The following is a 26,526-nucleotide window of genomic DNA, read 5'->3' as shown; positions in this document are numbered from 1 at the left end:
TCAAAATTGAAATTCAATATCCTTCTTTTTAGTTATATTTTACCGAATATTACAATAATTACAGGTTGGAATAGTAATTGCATATAAGACTATATCTCAATTTTAAGGAGGCTCAAATATGCAAGAAAATCAAAATAATACAATTGGAGAATCTGTGTCAGAACATCATGATAGTGATGCTGCCCAACTAGCAGCGCTCGGATATAAATCTGAATTTCGTCGTGATATGAGTCCATGGGCAAACTTTTCTCTTGGATTTACGTATCTTTCTCCTGTAGTAGGTGTGTACACATTATTTGCATACGCCATTGCACAAGGCGGTCCACCAATGATTTGGGGCCTTATCATCTGTGGCATTGGACAATTACTAGTCGCACTTGTCTTTAGTGAGGTTGTTGCAGAATTTCCAGTTGCAGGAGGCGTGTACCCTTGGGCCCGAAGGTTATGGGGGCGGAAGTTTGCTTGGATGACCGGCTGGGTTTATTTAATAGCTTTGTTTGTAACCATTGGCAGTGTTGTATATGGAGCTGGACCTTTTTTAGCACCGATTCTAGGTTTTGATATATCAGTAAACTCAACCATCATTTGTGCACTGATTATTCTTGTTATATCGACTATCATCAATTTTCTTGGCACAAAGGTTCTTGCAGCTGCAGCAATAATTGGTTTTACTGCTGAGATTATTGGGGCACTCGCAGTTGGTTTTTGGCTGATTTTCACAGAACGACATCAAAATCTTAGCATACTATTCCATTCTTTCGGTTCTGAAGGCAGCCATAGTTACTTTTATGCGTTCGCTGCAGCCAGTTTAATTGGAACTTTTCTATATTTTGGGTTTGAAGCTTGCGGTGATGTTGCAGAAGAAGTACCCAATCCAGGTGATTTGATTCCGAAGGCAATGCGCAGAACGATTTACATCGGCGGTGCTGCCGCAGTTTTTGTTAGCCTTGCTTTAGTACTTTCCGTTACTGATTATGCGGCCATTATCGCTGGTGAAGACGTTGCACCAGTTGACACAATATTAACGAATGCCTTTGGTACAGTTGGTTCAAAGGTTGTAATGGGGATTGTATTAATTTCTTTCCTTTCATGTGCAATAAGCTTACAAGCGGCAGCTAGCAGACTTGCCTATTCTTACGGACGTGATGACATGATTATTGGAAGCCGACTCTTAAAAAAGTTTTCATCTGCTCGTCACATTCCACCTTATGCGTTGCTTCTTTCAGCTATCATTCCAGCAATCATTGTTCTTGGATCAAAGGTGTCTGAAGATGCACTCACAAAGATTATCAGTTTTGCGTCACTTGGCATTTATATTGGATTCCAAATGGTTGTCTTTGCTGCACTTCGGGCTAGACTCAAAGGATGGAAGCCAAGTGGAAAGTATCAATTAGGTAAGTGGGGACTACCTGTTAATATTGGTGCACTTGCCTACGGAATTATAGCTATGATCAACATGTGTTGGCCTAGAACACCAGATGCACCTTGGTATGATAACTATATCGTGCTCGTTTCAGGAGTCGTAGTTATAGGTCTTGGTTTACTGTACATGATGATTCATCGTAGCTATGGACATAGCAATGTACCATATGATGTTGCGATACCGAAAAATGATATCTCTCATCAAGACAAGCATCAGGAAATATCAAAGTAGTTTTGTCATTACCTTGTATTAGCACTCTATAAAGTTTGTTTTCTTTACTTTTTCAAAGTAAAATTCTCTTAATCTTTATTTTATAGCAATAATATTTCCACTTATTTTTTCGTGTATACCGGTAACTACACTGGACTTTCATGTAACTAAGCATGTCCCAGAGTAATGAAGAAGGGTTTGAAATCATTTCCTGATTTCCGAACCCTTCTTCTTCTTTTTCAATTCATTTTATCAACGTATATCACAACACATAAAAAGCCTTGTGGAATTCAAATCCACAAGGCACCATGATTTAAAACTTATGCTGTACATAATCGACAACATTCTTCACAATTAGAAACAATGTTACTACGATGAACAATAAACGAACATATGCTACACCTTTTTTTAAGGCAAATTTTGAACCACAATATGCCCCTACTACCATTGCAAGTCCCATTGGTATGCCATATGCAAAGTTAACTGCTCCTAAATATATAAACATACATAACGCTGCAATATTACTTCCAAAGTTCAATACCTTTGAATTTCCAGCAGCCTGTAAAAAGTCAAACCCAATAAATAAGAAAGAAAAGATAAAGAATGACCCTGTTCCTGGTCCAAAAAAGCCATCATAGAAACCTATACAAAAAATAATAAGTGCAAATAACGCCGCTTTCTTCCAAGTTAATTTCTTATATACTGAATTTTGTCCCCAGTTTTTATTAAAGATTGTGTAAATTGTCACCGCAATTAATAACACTAATACAAGTGGTTTTAATATATTAGGTGAAATATAGTGAACAATATAAGCACCTATTAACGAACCTATAAACACCAATGGAAATAACTTTGAAACAACTTGGAAATTTACCTTACCCGATCTAATAAAAGTTACAGTGCTAGTAAAAGAACCAAAGGAACTAGCTAGCTTATTTGTCGCTAACGCTGTTTGTGGTGATAAACCTACAAATAACAGAGCAGGAATTGAAATAAGTCCCCCTCCCCCGACAGCCGAATCAATGAATGCCGCTAAAAAACCAAAACAAATTAAAATAAGCAATGTGTACATACTAATGTCTTCCATCAATCTACCTCTTATATACTATAATGTTTAAATCTTACAGCTGTTAATAAATCACTATTGTCATCATACCTCAGTAGCATTTTATTGTAAATTCAGAATATAGTATATTTGAAAAGTTTTTAACAAAAATAGGCCGTATTCACAATGAAATTATGTGAATACGGCCTATTAATTTACTATATTACTATGAAAAAACTTAACTTTAATACAACGGAATTCTCCACTGATTTTCTATCTCATAATAGCGAGCAATTGAAAGTAAATGCAAAGTTAATTCTTCTGGTACTTCATTTATTTTATTTGTTAATAATTTAGAAGATAGCTTAAAGCGACCATGCTGATCTTTTTTATAAAAAATCGATCCACTCTGAGATAAATTATAAGCTTTTCCCTTATCGTCTACCAAAGCCCAATCACCTAGAGCAGTGGCAGTTGCTTCTCTACCACCCTCCATTTCAATTTGAAAAAAAGTTTCTCTTTTAATCGGATTTAGAGATTTTCGTAATGAATATTCATTGTTCATCTTTGCTGATTTTATTGTAATATGATTACCTTCATATTCAAACGAAACAGGATTATGCTTTAAATCTTTCGGATTTATTTTAATCGAAAAATCAGATGGTACCGCTTTAATTACACCATCCAATACAAAACTTAGCTGGCGGTCGTGTTTTGGAGTATGGGATATATTCCATTTCTTATGTCCAAGTTGTTCCATATCATCACTAGATTCTTGAAGCATTCCATGATCAACAGGAGGAGTATAATCTAACCCATAAGCCAAGACATTCCGATAAACTGTTTTCTTATCCCTATTTTCAATATGATATTTTACGGCTGTACCATATATCTCCTTTCCGACAATATCTTCATTACCGATTTTCTCATTTAGCTGTTTTATTTGTTTTTCAACTTTTATTAACTCATTTGATGCGAAACTAGTTTCATATGATAATTCATTAGTAGAAGTAGCAAAACGCATTTGATTCATTTTAAACACTACCCCATACTGGCTTATGTTAAAATCTTTTAATGGAATAATAGTGGTCAAAGCTTTACTTTTTGTTAAATCAATAGGAACTTCAAGCTTCCAATCTCCTTTTACCCCGTCTAACTCACTTAAGTTAAACCTAACTAAAAAATGATCTAGTACTTCAAATTCTCTTAATGAAAATTCAATCAATCCATAATCACTACCTTCTTGCCAATGTGAGCTCACATTTACATTTTCTAATCTTTCCCCCTCTTCATCAGTCGCATATATTTCATTTTTAGAATCTATTAGATTTAGTTGTGTGTCTCTGAAATCTCCTTGTTCATCAATGATTTGAAAAGACAATGCTACACGGGTTGAATCTGTTATGACATCTTCTACTTTAAATGTAATCCCTCGATTCTTAACCTCAAGATTAATGCGTTCCTTCAAATCCGTTTCACTTGCTATTTTCAATCCATCATCTACTTCATCACTTGTGAAAAAGCCACCCATCCACTTAGCAAAGCCTGGATGCAGAGTTGTGCTTAATCCAACGACTAATACGAAACCCGCTGCATACAACATCATGTTTTTCCATAATACTCTTTTCTTTTTCACTTGTTTCTGCGGATAAGGCTCTAGCTGTTTAAGAACATCTGAAGCAAAAGCATCTGGCAAGGATGGCATTAGTAGTGTTTCCTTTATGAATTTTTGTTCATCCTTAAAGGATTTAACAACCAGATTACACTCTTCACATTGTTCTATATGTTCTTGTATTAGTATTTGTTCAGCATTTGTAAGTAGACAATCAACGAACTGAGAAAGCTTATCCATTGTTAGACAATTCATCGAACAATCCTCCTTCACCTTGTAATGTATTTCTCATTTTCTGCTTTGCTCGATGAAGTTTATTTCGAACCATCGATATTGGAACGCTAAGAAGATTACTTATTTCGTTATAGCTCAAATCATTTACATATCGTAAAAGGATAATTATTCGTTCATCTTCAGATAATGTCTGAATTAGTCGTTCTAATTGCCTTTCTCTCTCTTTCTTTAAATAAATCACCTCTGGATGCTTTGTATTCACCATCGCATCTGTATCTAGCTCCACTCGTTTCATTTTGTAGCGTTTTTTTCGAAATTCATCCATACAATGATTGATAGCTACTCGATATAACCAACCCGAGAACTCACCTTTCTGATCATATTTATCAAGTTGCTGATACACTTTAATGAAAACTTCCTGTACTAAATCCTGAGCATCCTGTTGATTATTAGTCATACGCAAAATAGTTGCATACAATAAATTTTTATATTTATTAATAATGTGGGAATACGCCTGTTTATCCCCTGATAATATGGATTGAATCCATCCCCATTCTTCGTCCATCTGAACCTCCTAACTAACGACCATGCGTATGTATTATTATGTACTTCATATATAATAACGAGTTTAAATATCAAATAATTTCAATATATAAGAAAAAAATCGATTCTCCTCAATGAAGAATCGACTTTATAGCTTCCTCTATTTAATGTTCGATTGATTTTATGATATAAGAAGTTTCATTTTTAATCTTATTAACTTCCATCCTTCTTTCGAAATTAATATATTTTTGTTCTTTTATATCCAACATATTTCTGAGATGTACATCATAATTAATAGTTCAGCATAATCTGAACTATCTCCGAACGACTATTCGTTCGAATTGGAGGTCCCCAAAATCCATATCCCGACGACACAATCGAATGTAATGAACCTTTCTTCAAATAACCCCAATCATTTTCATATATACGCTGTGTAACATATTGAAAAGGCGCTACTTGACCTCGATGAGTATGACCAGCAACAAATAAATCGACACCTTCAGCCTTAGCAATATCTAAATCATATGGTTGGTGGTCTAAAAGTATAATAGGTTTTGTGTGATCCACATTTTTCATTAAAGCAGCTAGTGGCAAGCGTTCCCTATCAGTTTTATCTTTTCGTCCAATTAACGTAATAGAATTAGCAACCACTGCTGTGTCATCATAAAGGACCTTCATTTTACTATCTTCCAAAACTTTAATAAGTTTAGCTGTATCTCCTTTATCATGATTACCTAAAGAAACATAGACTCCATATTTAGCTTTAATTTTAGCTATAACTTTCTCTATTCCTTGCTTAGAATAAGAATCAATTTTATCATCAACAATATCGCCTGGGAATAGAACTAAATCCGGATTGAGTGCGTTTATTTCTTTCACCATACGCTTTGCATGATTTTTATTTGAGAGCACCCCGAAATGCGTATCTGATACCATGACAATATTTAATTGTTTCTTTGCTTCTCCATTGTCAGAAAGAGCTACATCATATGTACGGACAACTGGACTATACGCATTAAATGTGCCATAACTAAATACAAGAACAACGATAATGATACTTACTATACCTGCCCATCTCTCAACATTTTGATGAGATAGCTTTAAAAGACGTAAAAACGCAACTACTATATGTATAAGTGGCACCGAGAAAACCAATATGTATAATAATGCAAACCAATATGAACCTATTGCTCTTACTACATCAAGACTAGTAATTGTACCGATAATAAAAGCATTAGCTAGCAATAGAACTAAACTAAAATATATTATCCTGAAAACTTTAGAAGGTTTAGGTAATAACCATTTCTGTACCATTCTGCATACATACAAACTAAGCAAATTATATACAATTAGTACACCAATAATTCCGAGCCAAATCGGCATATATACAATCACCTCAAATTCTTTTCAATTAATCTAGAACAACATGAATGAAAAATCTTTACTCTATGTACTTCTCCACATTATCACATATATCCATTTTACTACACAAAAAAAGACTAGCTAAAAGCTAATCTTTTTATACAACCTGGCAACGTCCTACTCTCGCAGGGGGAAACCCCCAACTACCATCGGCGCTGAAGAGCTTAACTTCCGTGTTCGGAATGGGAACGGGTGTGACCTCTTCGCCATCATTACCAGATAAATTGGAGCGGATGAAGGGAATCGAACCCTCATCATCAGCTTGGAAGGCTGAGGTTTTACCACTAAACTACATCCGCATAATATGGCGCGCCCGAAAGGAGTCGAACCCATAACCTTCTGATCCGTAGTCAGACGCTCTATCCAATTGAGCTACGGGCGCATTTTTAGTTTATAGTTAAGAGTTGAAAGTGATTAGTTTTCAAAACAACTATAAATTATCAACTGATTTATTGGTGGAGGATGACGGGATCGAACCGCCGACCCCCTGCTTGTAAGGCAGGTGCTCTCCCAGCTGAGCTAATCCTCCATTTAGTAATGATTTCTTTCGACAAAAATAATAATATCGTACTTTCTACTATTTCGCAATAGCATTACTTTAAGTTCTAAAATTCGAAAAATTCAAACCAAAAATAACTCCTTTCCCAAAAAGAAAAGGAGTTAGCATATTACATGAATTTACTTTTAGTACCGCTTTCAGAATAACTCTTGATTGCTTGTTGTTTACATACCATTTTATATACGATATTAGCTACGAGAGTACCAATAATAGCACCTACCATAACATCTGCTGGATAATGCACACCTACTCCAACTCTTGAAAGAGCTACAAGAATGGCTAATACTATCCACAAAAAAGAATACTTTCTTCTAAATAACCAGATACAAACACTTACTGCAAAGAAAATCATCGTATGATCACTAGGAAATGAATTATTTACTTCTTTTACAATAAGATTATGAACATTGCCAAGTTCTGCAAAAGGTTGATTATTCGAATGCAATAAACCTACAAGTTTCCCTATTATTTCGGATATAACTACTGTAATAATCGAACTAATGACCATCACTTTATTACTACGATTTCTCGACAAGAAATACAATATTACAGCTGCAACAAGTAAATAGATTGAATAATGCGCAAATACTACATACATGTCACTTATAAATTCATTATCTCTCCCTAGATTATTTATAATCCTAAACAAATCTACATTCCATTCCCACTCCAAAACAAAATCCCCCTATAATTTAACCAAATAAAAACCCCATTTTATACAAATTGGGGTTAAATGGATTATATCAGATTGCAACTCTTTCAAGAATTTCAATCACATTACATCTTAAATCCTCATCCGCTCTTTCAACGTATTGATAATAACCTTTTATTCCCTTGTTGATAATTCCATTCATCTCTTCTGCTCGATTATTTACCGCTGATACTATAAGCTCTTCTGCAAAAACAATGGCTTGCTGTTCACTATATTTAAAAATGTGAAGTAATACTTCAATTGCTATCGCATGCACTTGTGGTTGATTATACTTCTCACTTTGATTAATCATTTTTAAAGCGCCAAAACAAAATGTAGCTAATGCCTGCCGATCACGAGTAGTGATTTCTTCAAGCTTCATTCCAATTAATTCGAAAATTTTCCAAGTAAATCCTTTCAACTCTTGGATGGTACTATGAATCGTTTCCCTAACAAACAGATCATCCGAAAAAAGAATCATTATCATTCTCCATTCTGTATTACAATTAATAATAAATATCAATTACAGATTTTTTATTTCTATTGTAATACCATGGATAAAATTAGGTAAATAGGTTAAAGGTATGAACTATGTGAAATTTCATCTAAGCATTAGTTGCCAACTAAATTAAGCAATACAACTTATCGTGAATTGATTCAAAATCTATAGACTCTCAACCACATTAAAACCTAATTCTTTTGCTTCATCGTTTGAGAATAATTCGTCCAAATGCATACAGTATACTTTATGACGTAATTCATTCGGAATTAGCTCTGTCAATTTTCGTAATGATAAATGTACATTTCCATCAGGATCCGCTTTACTCGTGTCTTGATAAAATAAGTCAATCTCACCTGCCAGCATACCATTTAATATCTCACTAGGAATTTCATTACAGTCTCCACTATAGTAAACCACTTTATCATTAATTCTCAATAAATATGCAAAACAATTTAAATGTGGAACATGCTGTACCTTATACGATTTAATAGATGAAATCCCAATTTGATTCTTAAGTGTCATTTCTCCATCTATTTCTTCTATTACATACTGATTATCTGCTATACCAACCTTCCTTAAAATAGTTTGAATATCAGCAGTTAGTTGTTTATCACAAATAATAGTAACTTTTACTTGTTTCTTCGGCTCCATTACATTATATGCATAGCCCACTAGATCACCTAACGAACCAACATGATCAGCATGTAAATGAGTCTGTAGAATTGTAATTTTCTCTATTCCATTTAGAACATCCTTCTGAATCATGCGGCTAAAATTTGTACTACCACAATCAATCATAAATAACTCTGAACCTCGCTTCATAAAAGCATTATTATTTCCTATCGCCGTGTTAAATGCACTACCACATCCGAAAAACTGTAACATATGTAAACTCCTCTTTTCTTTGAATATCCTTCTGAATAAGACACCAAGACATACCTAGACGATTATATCAATATTACTCACCTATAAGAACACCTTAGTTTCACTTTTTTGCATATGTACAAGAGAAAAAACCTTGATATATCAAGGTTTAAACCGAAGTATGTTAACTTTTCAAAATATGAGCAACCTTATCAATGGCATTTTGTAACTTGACACTATTATCAGTATACATTTTTTTAGCATCTTCATTATCTGTTCCAAGGGCAAACAATTCTAAATCCGCCTGACATTTCTTCATTGTTGCGTATAATAAAGGTCGCTCTTGTGGAGATGCCACCTGCAATAAATCATCATACAAATCAACTGTTACTTCACCATATGAATTAACCTGTGCAAGAAAGACATTCTCAACTGTTACACCCAGCTTTCGGAGCTCTGTATGTAACCATTGTCTACTTCTTCCCATTGTCGCCAGAGGTTCTATTAATACCTCTCCATCCATAATAACGGTTTGAGGTTCTTTATCAGAAGCTACTTTCAAATTCAAATCCCTTGGCGTTAATGGGCGATATTCTTTCTTTAATAAAACATTTAAATCCCCAGCCGCTTCCAAAATGGCATATTCAACTTCTGATATATCAAAAACGTCTTTCTTTCTTAATAACTCCAAAAATTCATCAATCGTATAGCGTTCTCGTTTTATATTGTCTTCCAATAACTTTCCATCTTTTATAAAAATAGTCCCTTTACCATCAATTATATCTCGCATTTTCTTACTTTTCATCGTTATTAAACCAGATAGAAATGGAATAGCAGCTGTGGTTACTAAAGCGATTATGCCTAAATGTATTTTTTGTTCAAGTCCAGTAACTACCTCTGCACCAATGTTTCCTATTGTAATCCCTGTTACATATTCAAACATGGATAATTGTGAAATTTGCTTTTTTCCTAAGATTTTCGTAATGATAAAAAGAACTACAAGAAATAGAATCGCCCTAAATATAACATCTAACCAATCAGCCATATCATAACACCTCCTCTAATTCTTAGAATCCTTTATATTGGAACTCCTCGCGTTCCAATTCACCTACACGCTTCTTCATATCTGTCATAATTTCACTAATTATAACCATCGTTTCATGAAAAGTACGTGCTGATTCATCATCTTCCGTTCTTATTGCTAAACTAGATAAGCTAGCTTCAATTCCTTTAAGATTAGAAAGACATTGTTTCACTTCTGAAGCAACCGTCAACTTAGTCTCCTCCTTCCTTATTCATCTACTTCAATGGATACAGCATGTGCTATACAAGGTATGGTTTCATTTTGCTGAAATGTTAAAGGAGATAATAACGCACCTGTTGCAACAACTAACATACGCTTCAACTCGCCTTTCCGCATACGGTTGAGCAAATGTCCGTAAACGACCGTTGCCGAGCATCCTGCTCCACTAGCTCCAGCAAATACAGGTTGGTCCTCACTGTAAATCATCATTCCACAATCCCGAAAAGCCTCTTCTTTCATTTGAGTTCCATGCTTTTCAAATAAAGCTATTGCAATTTCATGGCCAATTTGTCCAAGATCACCAGTTACAATTAAATCATAATAGGAAGAATCTACATTACGCTCTCTTAAATGCGCTTCAATTGTATCTACTGCTGCTGGAGCCATAGCTCCTCCCATATTAAATGGATCGGTCATTCCCATATCTACAACTCTTCCAATCGTTGCTGATGTAACTTTTGGACCGTGTCCCGTATTACTCAAAATAGCAACCCCAGCTCCTGTGACAGTGCTTTGTGCAGTAGGTGGTTTTTGTCCCCCATATTCATTGGGGTAGCGAAATTGTTTTTCAACCGCTGCATAATGGCTAGAAGCACCTGTTAGTAAATATTTGGCTCCATTCGTATTAACTATGTAAGCACCAAGAGCTAAGCCTTCCATTGAAGTAGAACACGCACCAAACAAACCGAAGTACGGTGTTCCAAGTGTACGACAAGCAAAGCTCGTTGGCGTTATCTGATTAATTAAGTCACCACCAAGAAAAAATTGAATTTGCTCTTTCTGTAAATCTGCTTTCTCCATTGCCTTTTGACTAGCCTCTTCTATTAGAATTCTATGAGCTTTTTCATATGTATCTTGATTTAACCAAAAATCGTCGTGCAGCAAATCAAAATCATCCCCTATTGGACCCTTAGCTTCGTATGGACCACCAACAGTACCCGTGGAAATAATAACTGGTTTATTCTCAAAAATCCATGTTCGATGCCCTTGGAGCATTAAAATCCCCCCCATTTAATTAAAATCGTTTTTATTAAAGCAACTATGAAAGCTGAAAAAACACCGTATATAATAACCGAACCCGCTAGTTTAAAAATATTTCCGCCTACACCTAAAACTAAACCTTCTTTTCGATGTTCAATCGCTGCAGATATAACAGCATTACCGAAGCCAGTAACTGGAACAGCAGATCCAGCTCCACCAACTTGCGCAATTCGATCATATACTCCAAAACCTGTTAGGAGCATGGACAGAAAGACCATCGTACCAACAGTAGGATTTCCTGCTGTTTGCTCAGTAAAATTAAAAAAGTAAATATAACAATAAGAAATCGCCTGACCGATTAAACATATTAACCCACCAACAAGAAAAGCTCTTATACAATTTTTCACAACAGGCCGTTTTATTTCAATTTGCTGCTGTAATTCTTGATATTCTTGTTGAACAGGCGTAAGCTTTTTCTTTTTTTTATTCGACATAACTTTATCACCTCAATTACGTGTGCAAATACTTTAACTATTACTAATTCTTAACTGCTTATATTATCCTTCGAACAATGTCGTATCATACATTCCTAAATCAAAAGGAAGAGAGTTGGTTGAAACAACCAACCCTCTTTTCAACTTATTGTTGATATTGAGGTTCTTCTTGCTCCATTTCAGCAATACGAGGATTCAAACTATCAACAATGGCTTGCGTTTGTTGAGCAGCATTTTGATATAGCTGCTTCGCTTGTTGATTATCTGTGCTTAGTGCAAAGGTTTCGAAACTAGCCTGTGCACTTTTTAATCCTGCAAGAGTTGTTTTTACGTTAGTGATTACTGTCAATAGTAACGCCTCCTTGTTTGTTTTGAACCACTCTCTTAGTATGAAATAAACGATTCAATTTATGATTACTATTTTTAACCACCTACTATCTCGAACACTCATGATAAAATAACTATATAGATGATGAATAATTTTAATTAATGAAGGTGATTCTTATGGACTTTATAGCCATTGACTTTGAAACAGCAAATAAAAATTATAATAGTGCTTGCTCACTTGGTATGGTTTTTGTTGAAAATAATGAAATTATTGATGAGAAATATTTTTTGATTCACCCACCTTCGCTTTATTTTCATCCTAAGAACATTGAAGTACACGGTATTAAGCCAGAAGATGTGAAACAGGAAAGAAAATTTGATGAAGTGTGGAAGGAAATCGGGCAATACTTCGAAGACAATATCATCATTGCACACAATGCTTATTTTGATATGAGTGTGTTAAAAGCTTGCTTAGAAACTTATAACATTGATTGCCCTAACTTCACCTATATTTGCAGTATTCCCATAAGCAATCGGGCAACAAAAGGATTGAAAGTTGGACAATCATTAAAAGCTCGCTGTGAGCACTTTCAAATTTCATTACTCAATCATCATAATGCTCTAGATGATGCTAGAGCTTGTGCAGATTTAGTAATAAAGAGCATTCAAACCCAAAACAGAAAATCATTACAATCATTTTGCCAAACGTATAAGAGTCTTCCTATTAAGTTATTCACAGAGCTAAAAGTAGTTCAAAGCTATCCGACAAAAAAAGTGGCTCCACGTTCATTTGCACCAAGCATTAAAATATCTGATTTAGCACCTACTACACAGGAATTTGACGAAGGTCATCCGCTATTTGGAAAAAATTTCGTCTTCACTGGTGAACTACAAACAATCGATCGAAAAGAAGCCATGCAAAGCATTATTGATTTAGGTGCACACGTAAAATCAGGTGTAAGTAAGAAAACGGATTATGTAGTAGTCGGAATTCAAGATCAAAAAATTGTCGGACCAAATGGAATGAGTACGAAAGAAACAAAAGCAATTGATTTAATTCATGCAGGTGCAAATATTAACATTATTTCTGAAGAGGTTTTTTTAGAACTATTGAAGGATAAATAAGAGAGTGATTAAGGCTGTCAAATAATCTTGACAGCTTCTTTATTTTTTCAGAAAACAATTGACAGCTAAAAAGTATAATGTGATACTGTATATATAAGGTATACACAGTATACATGAGAGGTGATTTAATGGATATCATTATTAGTAACTCTAGTGATAAACCCATTTACGAGCAAATATCTTCACAAATCAAAACAATGATTATGAATGGCGTTTTGAAAGAAGGAGAAGCTCTCCCTTCCATCCGCTTAATTGCCAAAGAATTAAGAGTTAGTGTCATTACGACCAAAAGAGCTTATGCAGATTTAGAGCGAGATGGATTTATTGAAACAGTCAAAGGGAAAGGAAGCTTTGTTGCGGGTAAGAATATTGAATTCATTAAAGAGGAGCAGCTACGCATTATAGAAGATTATTTACAAAAAACGGCTGATGTTGCTAAAAGTAGTGATATTTCCCTTGAGGAATTAATAGAAACGTTAACATTCATTTATAAGGAGGAGTAAACGATGGATGCAATCGTAAATGTAGAAAACATTAGTAAAGACTATGGCAATTTCAAACTTCAAAACGTTAGCTTTCAAGTTCCAAAAGGAAGTATTATGGGTTTCATTGGTGAAAATGGTGCAGGTAAAACAACGACTTTAAAAATGATACTTAACTTAATAAAAAAAGACAGTGGCAACATTACATTATTCGGAATGGATCACATTAAACATGAGAAACAAATTAAAGAGGACATAGCGGTTGTTTTTGAAGAAAGCTATTTTTACAATGAATTAACTACGAAAGATATTGCAAAATTAATGAGAAAGGTTTTCCACAATTGGGATGATCCATTATTTAATAGCTATTTAATGAAGTTTAATTTACCAAGTCATAAAATGATAAAAGAATTCTCTAAAGGTATGAAAATGAAATTATCTATAGCGACTGCCCTTTCACACCATCCTAAAATTTTAATTTTAGATGAAGCAACTAGCGGATTGGATCCCGTTATCAGAAATGAAATACTAGATGTATTCCTAGATTTTATTCAAGATGAGGAACATTCCATCATTTTATCTTCGCATATTACAACCGATTTAGAAAAAATCGCAGATTATATCACTTTTATTAATGATGGAAAAATAATATTTAGCAAATCAAAAGACGAACTCATTTATGAATATGGCGTTCTGAAATGTGGAATTCATGATTTTCAAAACATAGATTCTTCCGATATAATCGGCTATCGGAAAAGTGAATTTGGCTATGAAATATTAGTTCAAAATAGAAAAGCAATTGCATTGAAATATCCGAATTTTATAATTGATTCAGCAAATATTGAAGATATAATGCTGTACTATGTAAGAGGTGAAAAACAATGAAAAGCTTACTTTTGAAGGATATGTTGAATTTACGTAAATATTTTAGAACGCTTGCCCTATTTATTATATTATATTCATTTATTTCATTTTCAATGGATGACCTTAACTTACTTTCAGGCATGATTACGATGTTTTTCGCGATGATTCCTATCACATCATTTTCATATGATCAACACTCCAATTGGGATTTATTCGCATTATCTCTACCTATCTCAAGAAAAGATATCGTATTTAGTAAATACTTACTGTCTATTGGATTTATCGGTACTGGCGCTATACTATCCCTTCTAATTGGATATATCATTACTATGTTTAAAGATTCTGCTACATTTGATGTAAAAACTCAACTTATTGTAGCCTATTCTCTCTTTGCAATCGGAATTGTTTTTATATCTGTTCTACTACCATTAATTTATAAATTTGGTATTGAAAAAAGTAGAATTATGATGTTAGTAGTATTCTTGGTCCCAACATTAATCATAATTTTATTAGCTAAATCAGGTATCCCAATGCCAACTGATGCAGACTTATTAATATTGCTCAAGATTTCACCTATTTTGATAGGAATGATATTATTTGTTTCATTCTATATCTCTTATAAGTTGTTTATGGGGAAGGATTTATAAAAGGAATATCTCCATAGCAATATCCTTAAGCCCCAGGATTCCATCCCCGGGGCTTTTTTACTCTACCTTAAAAATAGTTATCTAAACGACTATAAAAAAGGTGACTAAAGAAAGTTAATTTTACAACCTCTTCAGTCACCTAATATTTTTATTGATAGTTCTATTTACTGCTGCACGTAAGCAATAATCCCCTCTTCATCATCAAGCACTAGCTCGATTCCTGAATACGGATTACGATTTAATTGGTGCTCTAACCAAAAACGAATCGCTTCAATTAAATCTCTGTGAGTTAAAATTTGATTGCGTCCACTAAAAAAAATCTCCGCTGAGAAGCCGTACTCCTCATCATCAAACATTAATTCTACTTCTATTTCTTCTGGTGCCATTCTTTTTTTATCAGCCATGTATAGGCAAACAGAATTAATAATATCTTGTTCTGGAATGATTAGTTTCTCCATGTTTGTTGTTCCTGTTCTTTACGCTTGTTTTTAAACATAACATAAATCTTGCGGATTAATACAATCACTACTACAACAGCAAGTACGTTTACTAGTAAACCAAGAACTGCACCTAATGGACCCATATTACTAATTAATCCACCTAGTAATAGACCAGCTAGTCCACCAAATAGCATACCTTTCATAAAGCCGCCTTTACTTTTGTTTGTAGCTGTATTACTTTTTGTATCATTTTTTTGTTTATTTGTTATATTACTATTCTGTGTATTATCTTTTTTAGTATTTGAGAATTTTGATGTGTTACTGCTTCCACCACTGAATCCCTTTTTACCTGATTTGTAGGATTTTGCGCTCACATAGTTATCATGATCTTGGAACACTAATCCACCTACAGGTGTAAACGCTAACGCTAGCGTTAAAAATGCTACTAATAACTTCTTCATTAATTTGTTCCCTCATCTTTCGTATTATATGTTTATTAGAATAATAGTATTATTATCCTAACATCTATGTATACGATTCAGTAAGTAGATGGTTTCAAATTTTTGTGTCTAAAATGTGAACGAACATAATCTCCTTAATTAGCAAATCTTATTATTCATAGCGAAGGTTTGATAAACATAATTAAACCCTACCTGTTTACATACATAACGGGTAGGGCTTCTATTTGACTTCGGCTTCGGCTATGAGATCTGTAATAATAATCACGTCCTTTACTATATCTCTATTACAATGTCATACTAAGATTTGCTAATTACTATTATGATGCCGCTCTTTGACTATATTCTTTAATTTGTTCTTCTGTTAAGTGATTGATAAAGTGATAAAAATTCACCGATTCCATTCCATAACTTTCACAAGTAGCAGTGTAATATTCATAAGCTTGACGATACATTTCCATTTCCAATTCCCCCTCTGTTATATAACAAATTATTTAACTTATACACAATATATAACAGAGTCACAATTCTGTCAATAAGCTTTTTTGTAATTTTTAGTTTTCTAACTAATTAGATTGATAACAGTCATGAATAAGAATTAATAATACATAAAAAAAACACCGTAGAATTCTCGGTGTTTTTTATGAGAATTAGAATTGTTATTTCCACAATTCTTTAAGTTTTGCACTTCAAAGTTTAAATCCGTTTTTAGAATTGGAGTTCATCCTCTTTTATACCCTATGCAACAAACAACATCTACACTCTTCGCACCACCGCACGGACTGGGCTCCCGTCTGCTTCCATAAGTGAAAGCGGGAGTGCTGCTAATTCATAGTCGCCCGAATCAATATGATCTAATACCAACCCTTCCAGAATGTGAATTCCATGACGGGTTAGTTCATGGTGTGCCATAAGTTCTTTGCTATCAATAGGATCTACGGATGGTAAGTCGAGACCAAGCAGGTAAACGCCTCTTTTTTCAAGATAAGACGCTAACTCAGGTTCAATTTCGGGAATCTCTGTTGGAAACACACTTCTATTCGTCCATGCATCTGTTCGTATTAATAAGCGGGTGACTCCGTCTAGCTCAAATCTGGATAACTCCTTTATTCCAATTGATGACGGTTTCGGCAAATGAATGACACGTGCCCTACCAATATATAAATTGATATCAAGTTCAATAACTTTCTTTCCATCATCATCAAAATGAAACGGGGCATCAATATGAGTTCCAGTGTGGGTGCTCATCGTAATTTTCCCTACATTGACTGAACCACTTTCCTCTTTACTCCAATTGACTTTGTAACTAAAAGAGGTATCTCCCGGCCAAACAGCAATGCAATTATCCAGCGGCTGTGAAATATCAATCCAAGGATTCATGCAGAAAACCTCCCTTTTATCATTTTGTGTTTTATTGGGGACAAAACCTACTCCATTTTCTCGAAAACTGTTTCCAATAAGAATAAGCTCCCACGAAAGCCAAGCACATCTTCCTATAGTTTCGTCCGTAAACTCAACAGCTCAGGGAAAAATTGTTGATCTAGTATTCTTTTTAAATAGGTAACTCCCGATGAACCGCCTGTTCCCATTTTATGACCAATAATTCTTTCTACTGTCGTCATATGATTAAAACGCCAAAGTTGCTGCTGGTTGCCGATATCCACTAGCTTCTCTGCCAGCTCATATAAATCCCAATATTGCTTCGGATTGCGGTACACCTTCAACCATGCCTCTTCGATACTTGGATTCAATTCATAGTTTTGCGACCAATCGCGGTTCAGCACTTTTTCATCGATCTCTAGTCCATGAGCCGCAAGAGCAAATATCGCTGCATCATATATGCTCGGTTCATTTAAAGCCTCCACCATCAATGGATATAATTCTGTCTGATGCTGATAAACTGCTAGAGTACGAGCATTCTTATTGCCAAGGGCAAACTCAATCAAACGATTTTGATAGGATTGAAACCCTGAGGAATGGCCCAATTTATCACGGAATTGCATATACTCGGACGGCGTTAGCGTTGAGAGAACACTCCATGACTGGATCAACTGCTGCTGAATCCTAGATACTCGCGACAGCATTTTAAACGAAGGTTCTAAGTCATTTTGGCGGATACAGGCGATAGCCGCCTTCAGTTCATGCAAAATCAGCTTCATCCACAACTCGCTCGTTTGATGAATAATGATAAATAACATTTCATCATGGTGGTCCGAAAGCCGGTGCTGGCTTGACAAAAGTTGATCAAGGCGAAGATAATCACCATAAGACATTTCTTTTTTAAAGTCTAATTGAATGCCTTTTTCAAAGTTTTTATTCTCTAAGTTTTCCACTTTAAAGACCCCCTAATCAATCTTTCATGATCATGTCTTGCTTAGAAGCTGTGTCCACTCTCTTTTTATGAAAAAAGAAATAAACGACTGTTAAAAATACCAACCATGGAATACCGAACTGAAGCAAAATTTTAAACGGTGTAAACCAAGTCGTAATCATCAGACTCACTAACAGAACAGCACCAAGAACAGTCAAATAAGGAAAACCAATCATTTTCACCGGCAGCTTGCGCCCCCCTGATTTCTCCCACATTTTTCGAAAAAACAAATGCGAAATAAACACCATTAACCATGTAAAGACAGCACCGAACATAGAAATACCCATCATGAAGGCATAAGAGGTTTCCGGGAACATGGCACTGACTACCGCTGCGACAATAATTCCTAGGGCAGAAACGGAAAGGGCGAATAGTGGAACTCCCTTGTTACTTACCTTTCCAAAAACTGCAGGTGCAAATTTTGCTTTCGATAAAGAAAACACCATTCTGGTCGAAGCATACAATTGGCTATTCATCGCCGATAAAGCCGCAGTTAAAATAATAAAATTCATAATTCCAGAGGCACCGGGGATGTTTAATATTTCCATAACCTTTACAAATGGACTTTTATCGATACCTGCCTGTTTCCATGGGACGATCATCAGCATGATGGCGAGCGCCAAGACATAAAAGGTGGAAAGACGGAAAACAGTTGCCTTCAACGCTTTTGGCACAGCTACGTCAGGATCCTTCGCTTCGCCAGCGGTAACAGCAACCAGTTCGGTTCCTAGAAAGCTAAATAGCGAAATAAAGATAGCAATCCAAACCCCTTTTAAGCCAAACGGCAGAAATCCTCCATCATTTGTGAAATTTTCAGGACCAATGTGAGAAGCACCGGAAGATCCAAATAAGATATAAGCACCTAGTAAAATAAAGCCGACAATCGCACTTATTTTAATCATTGAAAACCAGTATTCAAACGTAGCAAAGGTGTTTACGCTGGTAGCATTCACATAAATAAGCACCACTCCAAACAACACAATCCAGACCATTCCTGGAACGGTTGGGAACCAATATTTCATATAGACGGCAATGGCGCTCACTTCAACTCCTACGGCCAATACGTTGGCAATCCAGTACGAGTAGCGGACGAGGTACCCAGCCAACGGGTGAATGTATCTTTCAGCAATTAGTCCAAACGCCCCTGTTGTAGGGTGAGCAACTGTCATTTCCGCCAAACATCCCATGAGCAAGAGGATAATAAACGCTCCAACCGCATAACTAATCAGAACTCCCGGCCCTGCTGTACTAATGGCAAGACCGCTACCGAGGAACAGCCCGGTTCCAATAGCACACCCCATTGCAATCATCGTCAGCTGCTTTGTTTTAAGTTCCCGTTTTAGTCCCTTTTCCACCTTATTCTCCATATGTCCCCACCTTTCCTTTATTGAAACATTTTTCGGAAAATTAATTTTAAATTATAATACATTTTACCCGCGGGTCGGGGCTACTTATCAGTGGATTTGAACCCCTTATCCGCGAATTCTATTTAAGCTACAACTTCCCGCTCATTCGCAAACTTCTCATATTGTTTTTCAACCATAATCTCTTTCAAAATTCGCACCACGTTCCAAACATCTTCGTAAGAAGTATAAAGCGCAATCGGGGCAAGACGTATGACGTTCGGTGCACGAAAATCCGGAATAATACCGTTTTCTTTTAATGACTTACAAATACGAATTGCTTCCGGATGTTCAAGGCAGACATGTCCACCACGGCGTGCATTGTCACGTGGATTGCCTATTTCAAAACCAAAATCCGCTAACTCAACTTCAATCAATTCCATGAAATACTGATTAATCTCCAGCGATTTTTTTCGAATATTTTCAATCCCTGCTTCTTCAAAAATTTCTAAAGAACCAAGGAGCGGTGCCATGCTTAACACATGCGGTGTGCCGATTTGATAGGCCCCAGCAGTTTCTGCAGCCGTAAAGGTATGCTCCAAATCAAACTGTTTATCCTTGCGAGAACCAAACCATCCGGCCAAACCAGGATTTGCACCAAAATGTGCCCGGTTTACATAGAGCCCGCCTACACTTCCCGGCCCACCGTTCAAGTATTTGTAATTGCACCAATACGCAAAGTCTACCTTCCATTCAGAAAAAGCATGTGGAATCACCCCGACGGAATGGCAGCCGTCAAAACCAATTAAAATGCCACGTTTATGAGCCTCCTCGGTTAAACGTTTCATATCCAGAATTTGCCCGCTGCGATACTGGACCGTCGGTAGAACAACTAAAGCCACCTCATCAGTCATAGCTTCTATTATATCCTCCTCTTCAATGACACGACCATCCCTGCTTTTTACACGAATCAAATGCTCTTCTGGATCGTATCCGTGAATGCGGAGCTGGCTTTTTAGCGCATAAATATCTGTAGGAAAATTCAGTTCATCAGCTAAAATTTTTGTCCGTTTTCCTTGAGGCTTATAAAACGTCGCTACTAACTGGTGGAGATTCACTGTTGTGGAACCGCTTACAATTGCCTCTTCAGCTGATGCTCCTACGAGCGGTGCTAACAATCCTGCTAATCTATTAGAAAGATCAAACCATGGATGTTTCCCCTTTGTCCAGCCGTCGATACCATGCTCCTTCCAATCTAGTAGCGATTCAAGCAAGGTCCGTTCAGCCCGTTTCGAAAGAAGGCCCAATGAATTTCCATCCATATAAATAGTAGCCGGCTTGAGATAGAATTCTTCACGAAACCTACTTAATGAGTCCCCTTTGTCCAGTTTCCTAGCATATTCTAAAGTTGGTTCCTTCATTATGATATTCCCCCTTTGTATTACTTTAAAAAAATATAACAACAAATATGACATAATGTCAATATTTTAATCCAGAAAATCCCAAACGTTGCTACCATACTAATATTCAGATATTCTTTATAGTAGAGATACAGGAGGATAGGGCTATGAAGGATAAACTTGATGTGGTCGACAAACGCCATTTACGTTCCATAAAGACAAAGCAAAAACTACTTGAGGCTGCGAGGGACGTTTTTTTAGAAGAAGGCTTTCAAAAAGCAACGATTTCGCAAATGATTAAAAAAGCAGGAATTGGCTATGGAACAGCTTATGTTCATTTTGAAGGGAAAGAAGAAATTTTAATGGTGTTAATGGATGATGTCATGGAAAGATTCTATGACATTGCCGAGGTTTCATTTTCTCCAAATTCAAAGGAAGAAGCGTCGCAAATCATCCTTTCACAAGCGACTGCTTTTTTAAAAATGGCCGAAACCGAACGAAGTATGATGCAATTGTTTGAACAAGCTATAGGAATATCATCATCGATTTCAGCGAAATGGAAAGCAATCCGTGAAAAATTTATCCAGCGAATTTCCCAAGACATCGCATTCGCCCAAAAAAATGGACTGGCTAGAGCCGAACTAAACCGCACGCTTGTTGCTAGGGGCTGGTTCTATACGAACGAAATGTATCTATGGGAAATCGTCCGGAACGAGCACCAAGGATCCGTCAAGGAAATCGCAAAAACAATGACCGCTGTCTATACGGAAGGACTTTATCAGTAGGAAAGCCGGGCAAAAAATGACCGCTTTTTTTATAATTAATACTTACTAATAAGGTCCCAAGAAAACCTTTTTCTTGGGACTTTAAAAATTTTCATTGATAAAACCGCTTTTTTGTTATTTTTTTAATGTAATAGTCTTTGCTTCAGTATAAAAATCAAAGCTGTGACGCCCGCCTTCACGCCCAATTCCACTTGCTTTTGCACCACCAAATGGTGTTCTTAAGTCTCGAACATACCAGCAGTTAACCCATAATAAACCAGAATGAATTTGTGAGGTCACACGATTACCGCGTCTTAAATCATTTGTCCAAACAACACCTGCAAGGCCATAGATAGAATCATTAGCAATTTGGATGGCTTCTTCTTCTGTTTTAAATGGAATAATCACCGGAACAGGTCCGAAGATTTCTTCCTGAGCAACTCTCATTTTATTATTAGCATCATAGAGAACTGTAGGCTCATAAAAGTTTCCATCTTTAAGTTCGGCAACGCGCTTACCGCCATGAGCAAGCTTGGCTCCCTCTGCTAGTCCGATTTGTACGTATTCATCAACCGATTGTAAATGCCCTTCCGACACGAGCGCTCCCATATCTGTAGACTCGTCTGTCGGATCACCTACTTTAATATTCTTCACAGCAGCAACATATTTATCTAAAAATTGGTCATATATCTTTTCTTGAACAAGGATGCGCGAACCAGCTAAACAAATTTCACCCTGGTTACGGAAAATTGCTTCAATCGAGCCCGTAACCGCTTCATCCAAGTCCGCATCTTCAAAGACGATATTAGCCGATTTACCTCCGAGCTCCAATGAAACAGGTATTAAGCTTTCTGCAGCATTGCGCATCACTGTTTTTCCTGTATTGGATTCTCCAACAAATGAAATTCTTCGTACCGATGGATGTGTTGACATCGCCGTTCCGACAGTACTTCCCGGGCCTGTGAGGATATTCAACACACCAGGAGGCAGTCCCGCTTCATTGGCAATCTCTCCAAGCAACACCGCACTTAATGGTGTGTAGGATGCTGGTTTAATCACGACTGTATTTCCTGCCGCCAATGCAGCAGAAGCTTTCCAAGTCATTTGCATAAACGGCAAATTCCAAGGGATGATTAGACTGGTCACACCCGCTGGCGCATATTGTACATAAGACATATGACCGCTCATATCATAATGTTCATGAACCATATATTTCGCCATTTCCGCAAAAAAGCGGAAATTTGACGCAGCGCGCGGAATATCGAATCCTCGGCTTTCCTTAATCGGTTTTCCTACATCTAGCGTTTCAACGAGGGCCAGATGATCGACATTATCCAAAATCAAATCGGCGATTCTGCAAAGAATCTTGGATCGTTCTTCAACAGGCATATTGCTCCAAACTCCGCTCGCAAACGTGCGATGAGCCACATCGATGGCAAGTTTGGCATCCTCTACTCCACCATTGGCAACTGAAGCATGCTTTATATTTGTCGCCGGGTTATAGGAATCAAATGTTTCCCCTGAAAGAGCATCTCGGTATTCTCCATCTATAAAAAGTTTGGCATCTTGTATAATGATATTTTTTGCAGTTAATCCTTCTGGCATATTTACTCCTCCTCTATCTCAATAATCATTTCAATTTCTATAGCTGTATTATTTGGCAATTGTGCCATACCAACTGCTGAACGGGCGTGCTTCCCTTTTTCGCCAAACACCTTCAAAATTAAGTCAGATGCGCCGTTCATGACCTTAGGTTGGTCAGTAAACTCTTCTGTGCTATTGACCATACCAAGAACTTTGACGAACTGCTTGACCTTACTAAGTTCGCCAATTTCATTTTTCACGACACTTAATAGATTCAGCATCGACTGCTGGGCAGCCAAATACCCTTCTTCAACAGTTAAGTCCCTCCCGAGTTTCCCATGGAATTGGTCCACTCCTTGACCGGAGGTAAACAACAAATTACCTGTGCGCACACAGCCAACATAGCCACCATGTGCAGGGCGCAATGCAGGTAACTCAAGGCCTAATTCCGCTAACTTTCCCTCTGGTTTCCTCATCGTTTGTTTTCCTCCTTTATTTTCACATTTAAGAATTCCAATGCGTTTTTGCCCAAAATCGCTTGTTTCTGTTCTTCCGTCAGGGCCACTGTTTCATCTATTACGTTTCCAGGCGGGATTTCGCGCAGTAAAAACGGATAATCTGAGCCCATAAGAATTTTTTCATAGCCAAATCGATCGACTAAATACTTTATGTTTAATGGATCATAGTTCAAGGAATCAAAGTAGAAGTTTTTCGCATAATGACTTGGCGGCATACTCGTTTGTCGTAGATGCGGCCACACCTTCCAGCCTTGATCGAGCCGTGGCAGAATATACGGGAACGATCCGCCTCCATGCGCGAAACAAACCTTTAGATTCGGGAACTTCTCCATAACACCACCATTAATTAAGCTCGCCGCAGCAAGAGCCGTTTCACTCGGCATGCCGACAGTGTACATGAAATTATGGCGTGGCATCCGCTCCCTGCCTAATGTTTCCCATGGGTGAATAAACAATGGTACTTCCCACTTTTCTGCCATCTCAAAAAACTTCGTAAAAGCAGGATCATCGAGATTTTGACCATTGATATTCGACCCGATTTCGATTCCTTTTAATCCAAGCTCATGCATGCAGCGATCCATTTCACGAATCGAAACCTCTACATCCTGGAGAGGAACTGTTCCAAGACCGATAAAGCGGTCCGGATACTTTTTTACTGTTTCGGCGATAAAATCATTTTGAATTACCGCCATTTCCTCAGCTGCTTCTGGCTCAGCCCAATAGGAGAATGTCACGGGAATTGGTGACAACACTTGTATATCGACACCTTCAGCATCCATATCCTCGATTCTTTTCTCCGGACTCCATACCTGGTCCGTAACTTCACGGAATACCTTTCCTGCGACCATGATATTAGCGCCGCACGAACAAGTTTTCTCAAGTGTTGGCCACCGTTCACCGCTAAATTTTTCCCCAAAATCCGGAATATTTTCTGGAATAATGTGTGTGTGAAAATCTACTCTCATGCTCTCTCCTCCATACTAAAATCTTTTTCATCTATAACTTTCTTATCAAAGCTTCCATATTTATTCTGAATCAACAATATAGCCAGAACGCCAAGAACACATGGGATACAGAATGCAAGGAAATTCATCTGTAAAGGAAGATTCTTAGATAACAAGATTCCTCCAAGGGTAGGTGCTAATAACGCACCAATTCTCCCCATCCCTAACGCCCAGCCAATACCTGTTGATCTCATTTCTTTAGGATAGTATTCGGCTATATAAGGGTTAGCAATATTTTGTGTCCCGATTGTACATGCCCCGCCAACGAAGATTAATATGTAGAGAAAAAGAAGATTCGTTTTAAATCCAAGCATGACGAAACAAATTGCTCCCATTATAAAAAACCAGAGTAATACTTTCTTCGAACCAATTCGATCCGCAAGTAAGCCGCCAAAGATGGAACCAATAATGGAACCAATGTTTAGTACCAGCATAAAGGATAAACTAGATCCTAATGGATAACCGGCTTGCATCATTAACTTTGGAAGCCAAGTATTCAATCCGTAAACCATGATTAAACAACTAAAGCAAGCTAACCAAAACATAAAGGTACTTCGTGCACGTTTGTTTTCAAATAACTTTTTAACAGGAAATCCCTTTGCTCTTGCCTTTTCTTCTTCAAATTGAAACTCATCGCTTTCCTTATAATTTTTCCCAGGGTCGACTTCGTTTAAGATATCACTCAGTTTCGCGTTTTGCTTTCTTAAGATATAAAAACTCATTGACTCTGGCATAAATTTCACAAAAAACGGTAGAAAAACTAAAGGAACCGCAGCTGACCAAAACAGAATCCTCCATCCAAATTCAGGAAGGATATAAATTCCCATTAATGAAACTAAAATACCGCCAATTGCATAACCGCAATACATGGTAGCTACTAAAACACCTCGAATAGATTTTGGTGAGTATTCTGTCATTAAAGCAATTACATTTGGCATAAGACCACCTAATCCAAAACCAGCGATAAATCGAAGTATAGAAAACTGTGTCGGTCCTGAGGAAAATCCAGCCAACACGGTGCTAATGCTGAAAATCAAAATACATATCAATAGCACTTTTTTTCGCCCCAGTTTATCTGCAAGTGGTGCGAAAAAAAATGCACCAAGCATCATTCCAAGCAAGGCGTAGCTACCTATGATACCAGCTTGAATTGCCGTTAGATTCCATTCCTTCATTAAAGAAGGTAGGACGACACCATACATATTTAAATCGTAGCCATCAAAAATGATTCCGAATGCACACCAGATAAATACGGTTAAATGTATGCGACTAAATTTACTTTTTGCCATCACTTCCGAAGCATTTATGGATTTCAC

The 26,526-nt window shown here is 36.7% G+C and carries 29 protein-coding genes, 3 tRNA genes and 1 rRNA gene; 6 read left to right on the top strand and 27 right to left on the bottom strand.

Annotated features, from left to right (window positions below):
• The first annotated feature begins 118 nt into the window (after window positions 1-118).
• Window positions 119-1,654 carry an APC family permease gene (locus tag TX86_RS06365; protein WP_042347328.1) on the top strand — a complete coding sequence of 512 codons (1,536 nt, stop codon included), beginning with the start codon at window positions 119-121 and terminating at the stop codon, window positions 1,652-1,654.
• Window positions 1,655-1,946: 292 nt separating this feature from the next.
• On the opposite strand, the gene TX86_RS06360 is transcribed toward TX86_RS06365, so the two are convergent.
• The 16 genes from TX86_RS06360 to TX86_RS06285 form a co-directional block, all read right to left on the bottom strand.
• Complete coding sequence (locus TX86_RS06360; RefSeq protein ID WP_042347326.1) at window positions 1,947-2,720, bottom strand: sulfite exporter TauE/SafE family protein; 774 nt, start codon at window positions 2,718-2,720, stop codon at window positions 1,947-1,949.
• A 202-nt stretch (window positions 2,721-2,922) separates the two neighbouring features.
• The gene (locus tag TX86_RS06355) at window positions 2,923-4,545 is read right to left on the bottom strand and encodes a DUF4179 domain-containing protein (protein WP_042347323.1); all 1,623 of its coding nucleotides are present in this window, start codon (window positions 4,543-4,545) and stop codon (window positions 2,923-2,925) included.
• Window positions 4,523-5,089 (bottom strand): RNA polymerase sigma factor, encoded by a 567-nt coding sequence (locus tag TX86_RS06350; RefSeq protein WP_042347320.1) that lies wholly within the window; start codon window positions 5,087-5,089, stop codon window positions 4,523-4,525. The genes TX86_RS06355 and TX86_RS06350 overlap by 23 nt, the downstream gene beginning before the upstream one ends.
• Window positions 5,090-5,358: 269 nt before the next feature.
• The gene (locus TX86_RS06345) at window positions 5,359-6,450 is read right to left on the bottom strand and encodes a metallophosphoesterase (protein ID WP_042347318.1); all 1,092 of its coding nucleotides are present in this window, start codon (window positions 6,448-6,450) and stop codon (window positions 5,359-5,361) included.
• A gap of 143 nt (window positions 6,451-6,593) precedes the next feature.
• A 5S ribosomal RNA gene (gene rrf, locus TX86_RS06340) occupies window positions 6,594-6,709 on the bottom strand.
• 5 nt (window positions 6,710-6,714) lie between these two features.
• Window positions 6,715-6,788: transfer RNA gene (locus tag TX86_RS06335), tRNA-Gly, on the bottom strand.
• A 6-nt stretch (window positions 6,789-6,794) separates the two neighbouring features.
• Window positions 6,795-6,871: transfer RNA gene (locus TX86_RS06330), tRNA-Arg, on the bottom strand.
• Window positions 6,872-6,942: 71 nt separating this feature from the next.
• Window positions 6,943-7,018 (bottom strand) — tRNA-Val (locus TX86_RS06325).
• 139 nt (window positions 7,019-7,157) lie between these two features.
• The gene (locus TX86_RS06320; RefSeq protein WP_042347316.1) at window positions 7,158-7,721 is read right to left on the bottom strand and encodes an undecaprenyl-diphosphatase; all 564 of its coding nucleotides are present in this window, start codon (window positions 7,719-7,721) and stop codon (window positions 7,158-7,160) included.
• Between the two features lie 70 nt (window positions 7,722-7,791).
• The gene (gene imm48, locus TX86_RS06315) at window positions 7,792-8,220 is read right to left on the bottom strand and encodes an Imm48 family immunity protein (protein ID WP_042347314.1); all 429 of its coding nucleotides are present in this window, start codon (window positions 8,218-8,220) and stop codon (window positions 7,792-7,794) included.
• 183 nt (window positions 8,221-8,403) lie between these two features.
• Complete coding sequence (locus TX86_RS06310; RefSeq protein WP_042347311.1) at window positions 8,404-9,126, bottom strand: MBL fold metallo-hydrolase; 723 nt, start codon at window positions 9,124-9,126, stop codon at window positions 8,404-8,406.
• Window positions 9,127-9,289: 163 nt separating this feature from the next.
• Entirely contained in the window at window positions 9,290-10,150 is an 861-nt protein-coding gene (locus tag TX86_RS06305) for a DUF421 domain-containing protein (protein ID WP_042347308.1), read from the bottom strand.
• Between the two features lie 22 nt (window positions 10,151-10,172).
• The gene (locus TX86_RS06300) at window positions 10,173-10,379 is read right to left on the bottom strand and encodes a DUF1657 domain-containing protein (protein ID WP_042347305.1); all 207 of its coding nucleotides are present in this window, start codon (window positions 10,377-10,379) and stop codon (window positions 10,173-10,175) included.
• 17 nt (window positions 10,380-10,396) lie between these two features.
• Window positions 10,397-11,404: a stage V sporulation protein AD gene (gene spoVAD, locus TX86_RS06295; RefSeq protein ID WP_042347303.1), complete on the bottom strand. Its 1,008-nt coding sequence runs from the start codon at window positions 11,402-11,404 to the stop codon at window positions 10,397-10,399.
• A complete protein-coding gene (gene spoVAC / locus TX86_RS06290) occupies window positions 11,404-11,883 on the bottom strand; it encodes a stage V sporulation protein AC (RefSeq protein WP_042347300.1) in 480 nt (159 codons plus the stop codon). Before spoVAC ends, spoVAD begins: the two co-directional genes overlap by 1 nt.
• A 145-nt stretch (window positions 11,884-12,028) precedes the next feature.
• The gene (locus tag TX86_RS06285; protein WP_042347299.1) at window positions 12,029-12,232 is read right to left on the bottom strand and encodes a DUF1657 domain-containing protein; all 204 of its coding nucleotides are present in this window, start codon (window positions 12,230-12,232) and stop codon (window positions 12,029-12,031) included.
• 155 nt (window positions 12,233-12,387) lie between these two features.
• Between TX86_RS06285 and TX86_RS06280 the strand changes: the two genes are divergently transcribed.
• The 4 genes from TX86_RS06280 to TX86_RS06265 all read left to right on the top strand — a co-directional run bounded on the left by TX86_RS06280 (window position 12,388) and on the right by TX86_RS06265 (window position 15,328).
• The gene (locus TX86_RS06280; protein WP_042347297.1) at window positions 12,388-13,335 is read left to right on the top strand and encodes an exonuclease domain-containing protein; all 948 of its coding nucleotides are present in this window, start codon (window positions 12,388-12,390) and stop codon (window positions 13,333-13,335) included.
• A 128-nt stretch (window positions 13,336-13,463) separates the two neighbouring features.
• A complete protein-coding gene (locus TX86_RS06275) occupies window positions 13,464-13,838 on the top strand; it encodes a GntR family transcriptional regulator (protein ID WP_042347295.1) in 375 nt (124 codons plus the stop codon).
• A gap of 3 nt (window positions 13,839-13,841) precedes the next feature.
• Window positions 13,842-14,702 carry an ABC transporter ATP-binding protein gene (locus tag TX86_RS06270; RefSeq protein WP_042347293.1) on the top strand — a complete coding sequence of 287 codons (861 nt, stop codon included), beginning with the start codon at window positions 13,842-13,844 and terminating at the stop codon, window positions 14,700-14,702.
• Window positions 14,699-15,328: an ABC-2 transporter permease gene (locus TX86_RS06265; protein WP_042347291.1), complete on the top strand. Its 630-nt coding sequence runs from the start codon at window positions 14,699-14,701 to the stop codon at window positions 15,326-15,328. Before TX86_RS06270 ends, TX86_RS06265 begins: the two co-directional genes overlap by 4 nt.
• A gap of 164 nt (window positions 15,329-15,492) precedes the next feature.
• Here the strand turns inward: TX86_RS06265 and TX86_RS06260 are convergent, their stop codons facing one another.
• From TX86_RS06260 to kynU, 7 genes are all read right to left on the bottom strand, one after another.
• A complete protein-coding gene (locus tag TX86_RS06260) occupies window positions 15,493-15,786 on the bottom strand; it encodes a DUF2653 family protein (protein WP_042347289.1) in 294 nt (97 codons plus the stop codon).
• Window positions 15,774-16,229, bottom strand: a complete 456-nt coding sequence (locus TX86_RS06255; RefSeq protein ID WP_042347286.1) for a hypothetical protein — start codon at window positions 16,227-16,229, stop codon at window positions 15,774-15,776. Before TX86_RS06255 ends, TX86_RS06260 begins: the two co-directional genes overlap by 13 nt.
• A gap of 317 nt (window positions 16,230-16,546) precedes the next feature.
• A complete protein-coding gene (locus TX86_RS26960; RefSeq protein ID WP_195892868.1) occupies window positions 16,547-16,687 on the bottom strand; it encodes a hypothetical protein in 141 nt (46 codons plus the stop codon).
• A gap of 295 nt (window positions 16,688-16,982) precedes the next feature.
• Window positions 16,983-17,606, bottom strand: coding sequence for an arylformamidase (gene kynB / locus TX86_RS06250; RefSeq protein WP_042347283.1), 624 nt, complete (start codon window positions 17,604-17,606; stop codon window positions 16,983-16,985).
• A 113-nt stretch (window positions 17,607-17,719) separates the two neighbouring features.
• Entirely contained in the window at window positions 17,720-18,559 is an 840-nt protein-coding gene (gene kynA, locus TX86_RS06245; protein WP_042347281.1) for a tryptophan 2,3-dioxygenase, read from the bottom strand.
• A 16-nt stretch (window positions 18,560-18,575) separates the two neighbouring features.
• Window positions 18,576-19,964: an amino acid permease gene (locus TX86_RS06240; protein WP_042347279.1), complete on the bottom strand. Its 1,389-nt coding sequence runs from the start codon at window positions 19,962-19,964 to the stop codon at window positions 18,576-18,578.
• Window positions 19,965-20,086: 122 nt separating this feature from the next.
• A complete protein-coding gene (gene kynU, locus TX86_RS06235) occupies window positions 20,087-21,361 on the bottom strand; it encodes a kynureninase (protein WP_042347278.1) in 1,275 nt (424 codons plus the stop codon).
• 146 nt (window positions 21,362-21,507) lie between these two features.
• Between kynU and TX86_RS06230 the strand changes: the two genes are divergently transcribed.
• The gene (locus TX86_RS06230) at window positions 21,508-22,125 is read left to right on the top strand and encodes a TetR/AcrR family transcriptional regulator (protein ID WP_042347277.1); all 618 of its coding nucleotides are present in this window, start codon (window positions 21,508-21,510) and stop codon (window positions 22,123-22,125) included.
• A 114-nt stretch (window positions 22,126-22,239) separates the two neighbouring features.
• Here the strand turns inward: TX86_RS06230 and TX86_RS06225 are convergent, their stop codons facing one another.
• From TX86_RS06225 to TX86_RS06210, 4 genes are read right to left on the bottom strand one after another with little or no spacing between them, the layout of a single operon-like run.
• A complete protein-coding gene (locus TX86_RS06225) occupies window positions 22,240-23,709 on the bottom strand; it encodes an aldehyde dehydrogenase (RefSeq protein WP_042347275.1) in 1,470 nt (489 codons plus the stop codon).
• 2 nt (window positions 23,710-23,711) lie between these two features.
• Window positions 23,712-24,164 carry a RidA family protein gene (locus TX86_RS06220; protein ID WP_042347273.1) on the bottom strand — a complete coding sequence of 151 codons (453 nt, stop codon included), beginning with the start codon at window positions 24,162-24,164 and terminating at the stop codon, window positions 23,712-23,714.
• Entirely contained in the window at window positions 24,161-25,171 is a 1,011-nt protein-coding gene (locus TX86_RS06215; protein ID WP_042347270.1) for an amidohydrolase family protein, read from the bottom strand. The genes TX86_RS06220 and TX86_RS06215 overlap by 4 nt, the downstream gene beginning before the upstream one ends.
• Window positions 25,168-26,526 (bottom strand): MFS transporter, encoded by a 1,359-nt coding sequence (locus TX86_RS06210; protein ID WP_042347266.1) that lies wholly within the window; start codon window positions 26,524-26,526, stop codon window positions 25,168-25,170. Before TX86_RS06210 ends, TX86_RS06215 begins: the two co-directional genes overlap by 4 nt.

The sequence above is a fragment of the Bacillus massiliigorillae genome (assembly GCF_000380245.2).
Classification (GTDB): Bacteria; Bacillota; Bacilli; order Bacillales; family DSM-1321; genus Bacillus_AD; species Bacillus_AD massiliigorillae.
This window is presented reverse-complemented; position numbering and strand designations above follow the sequence as displayed.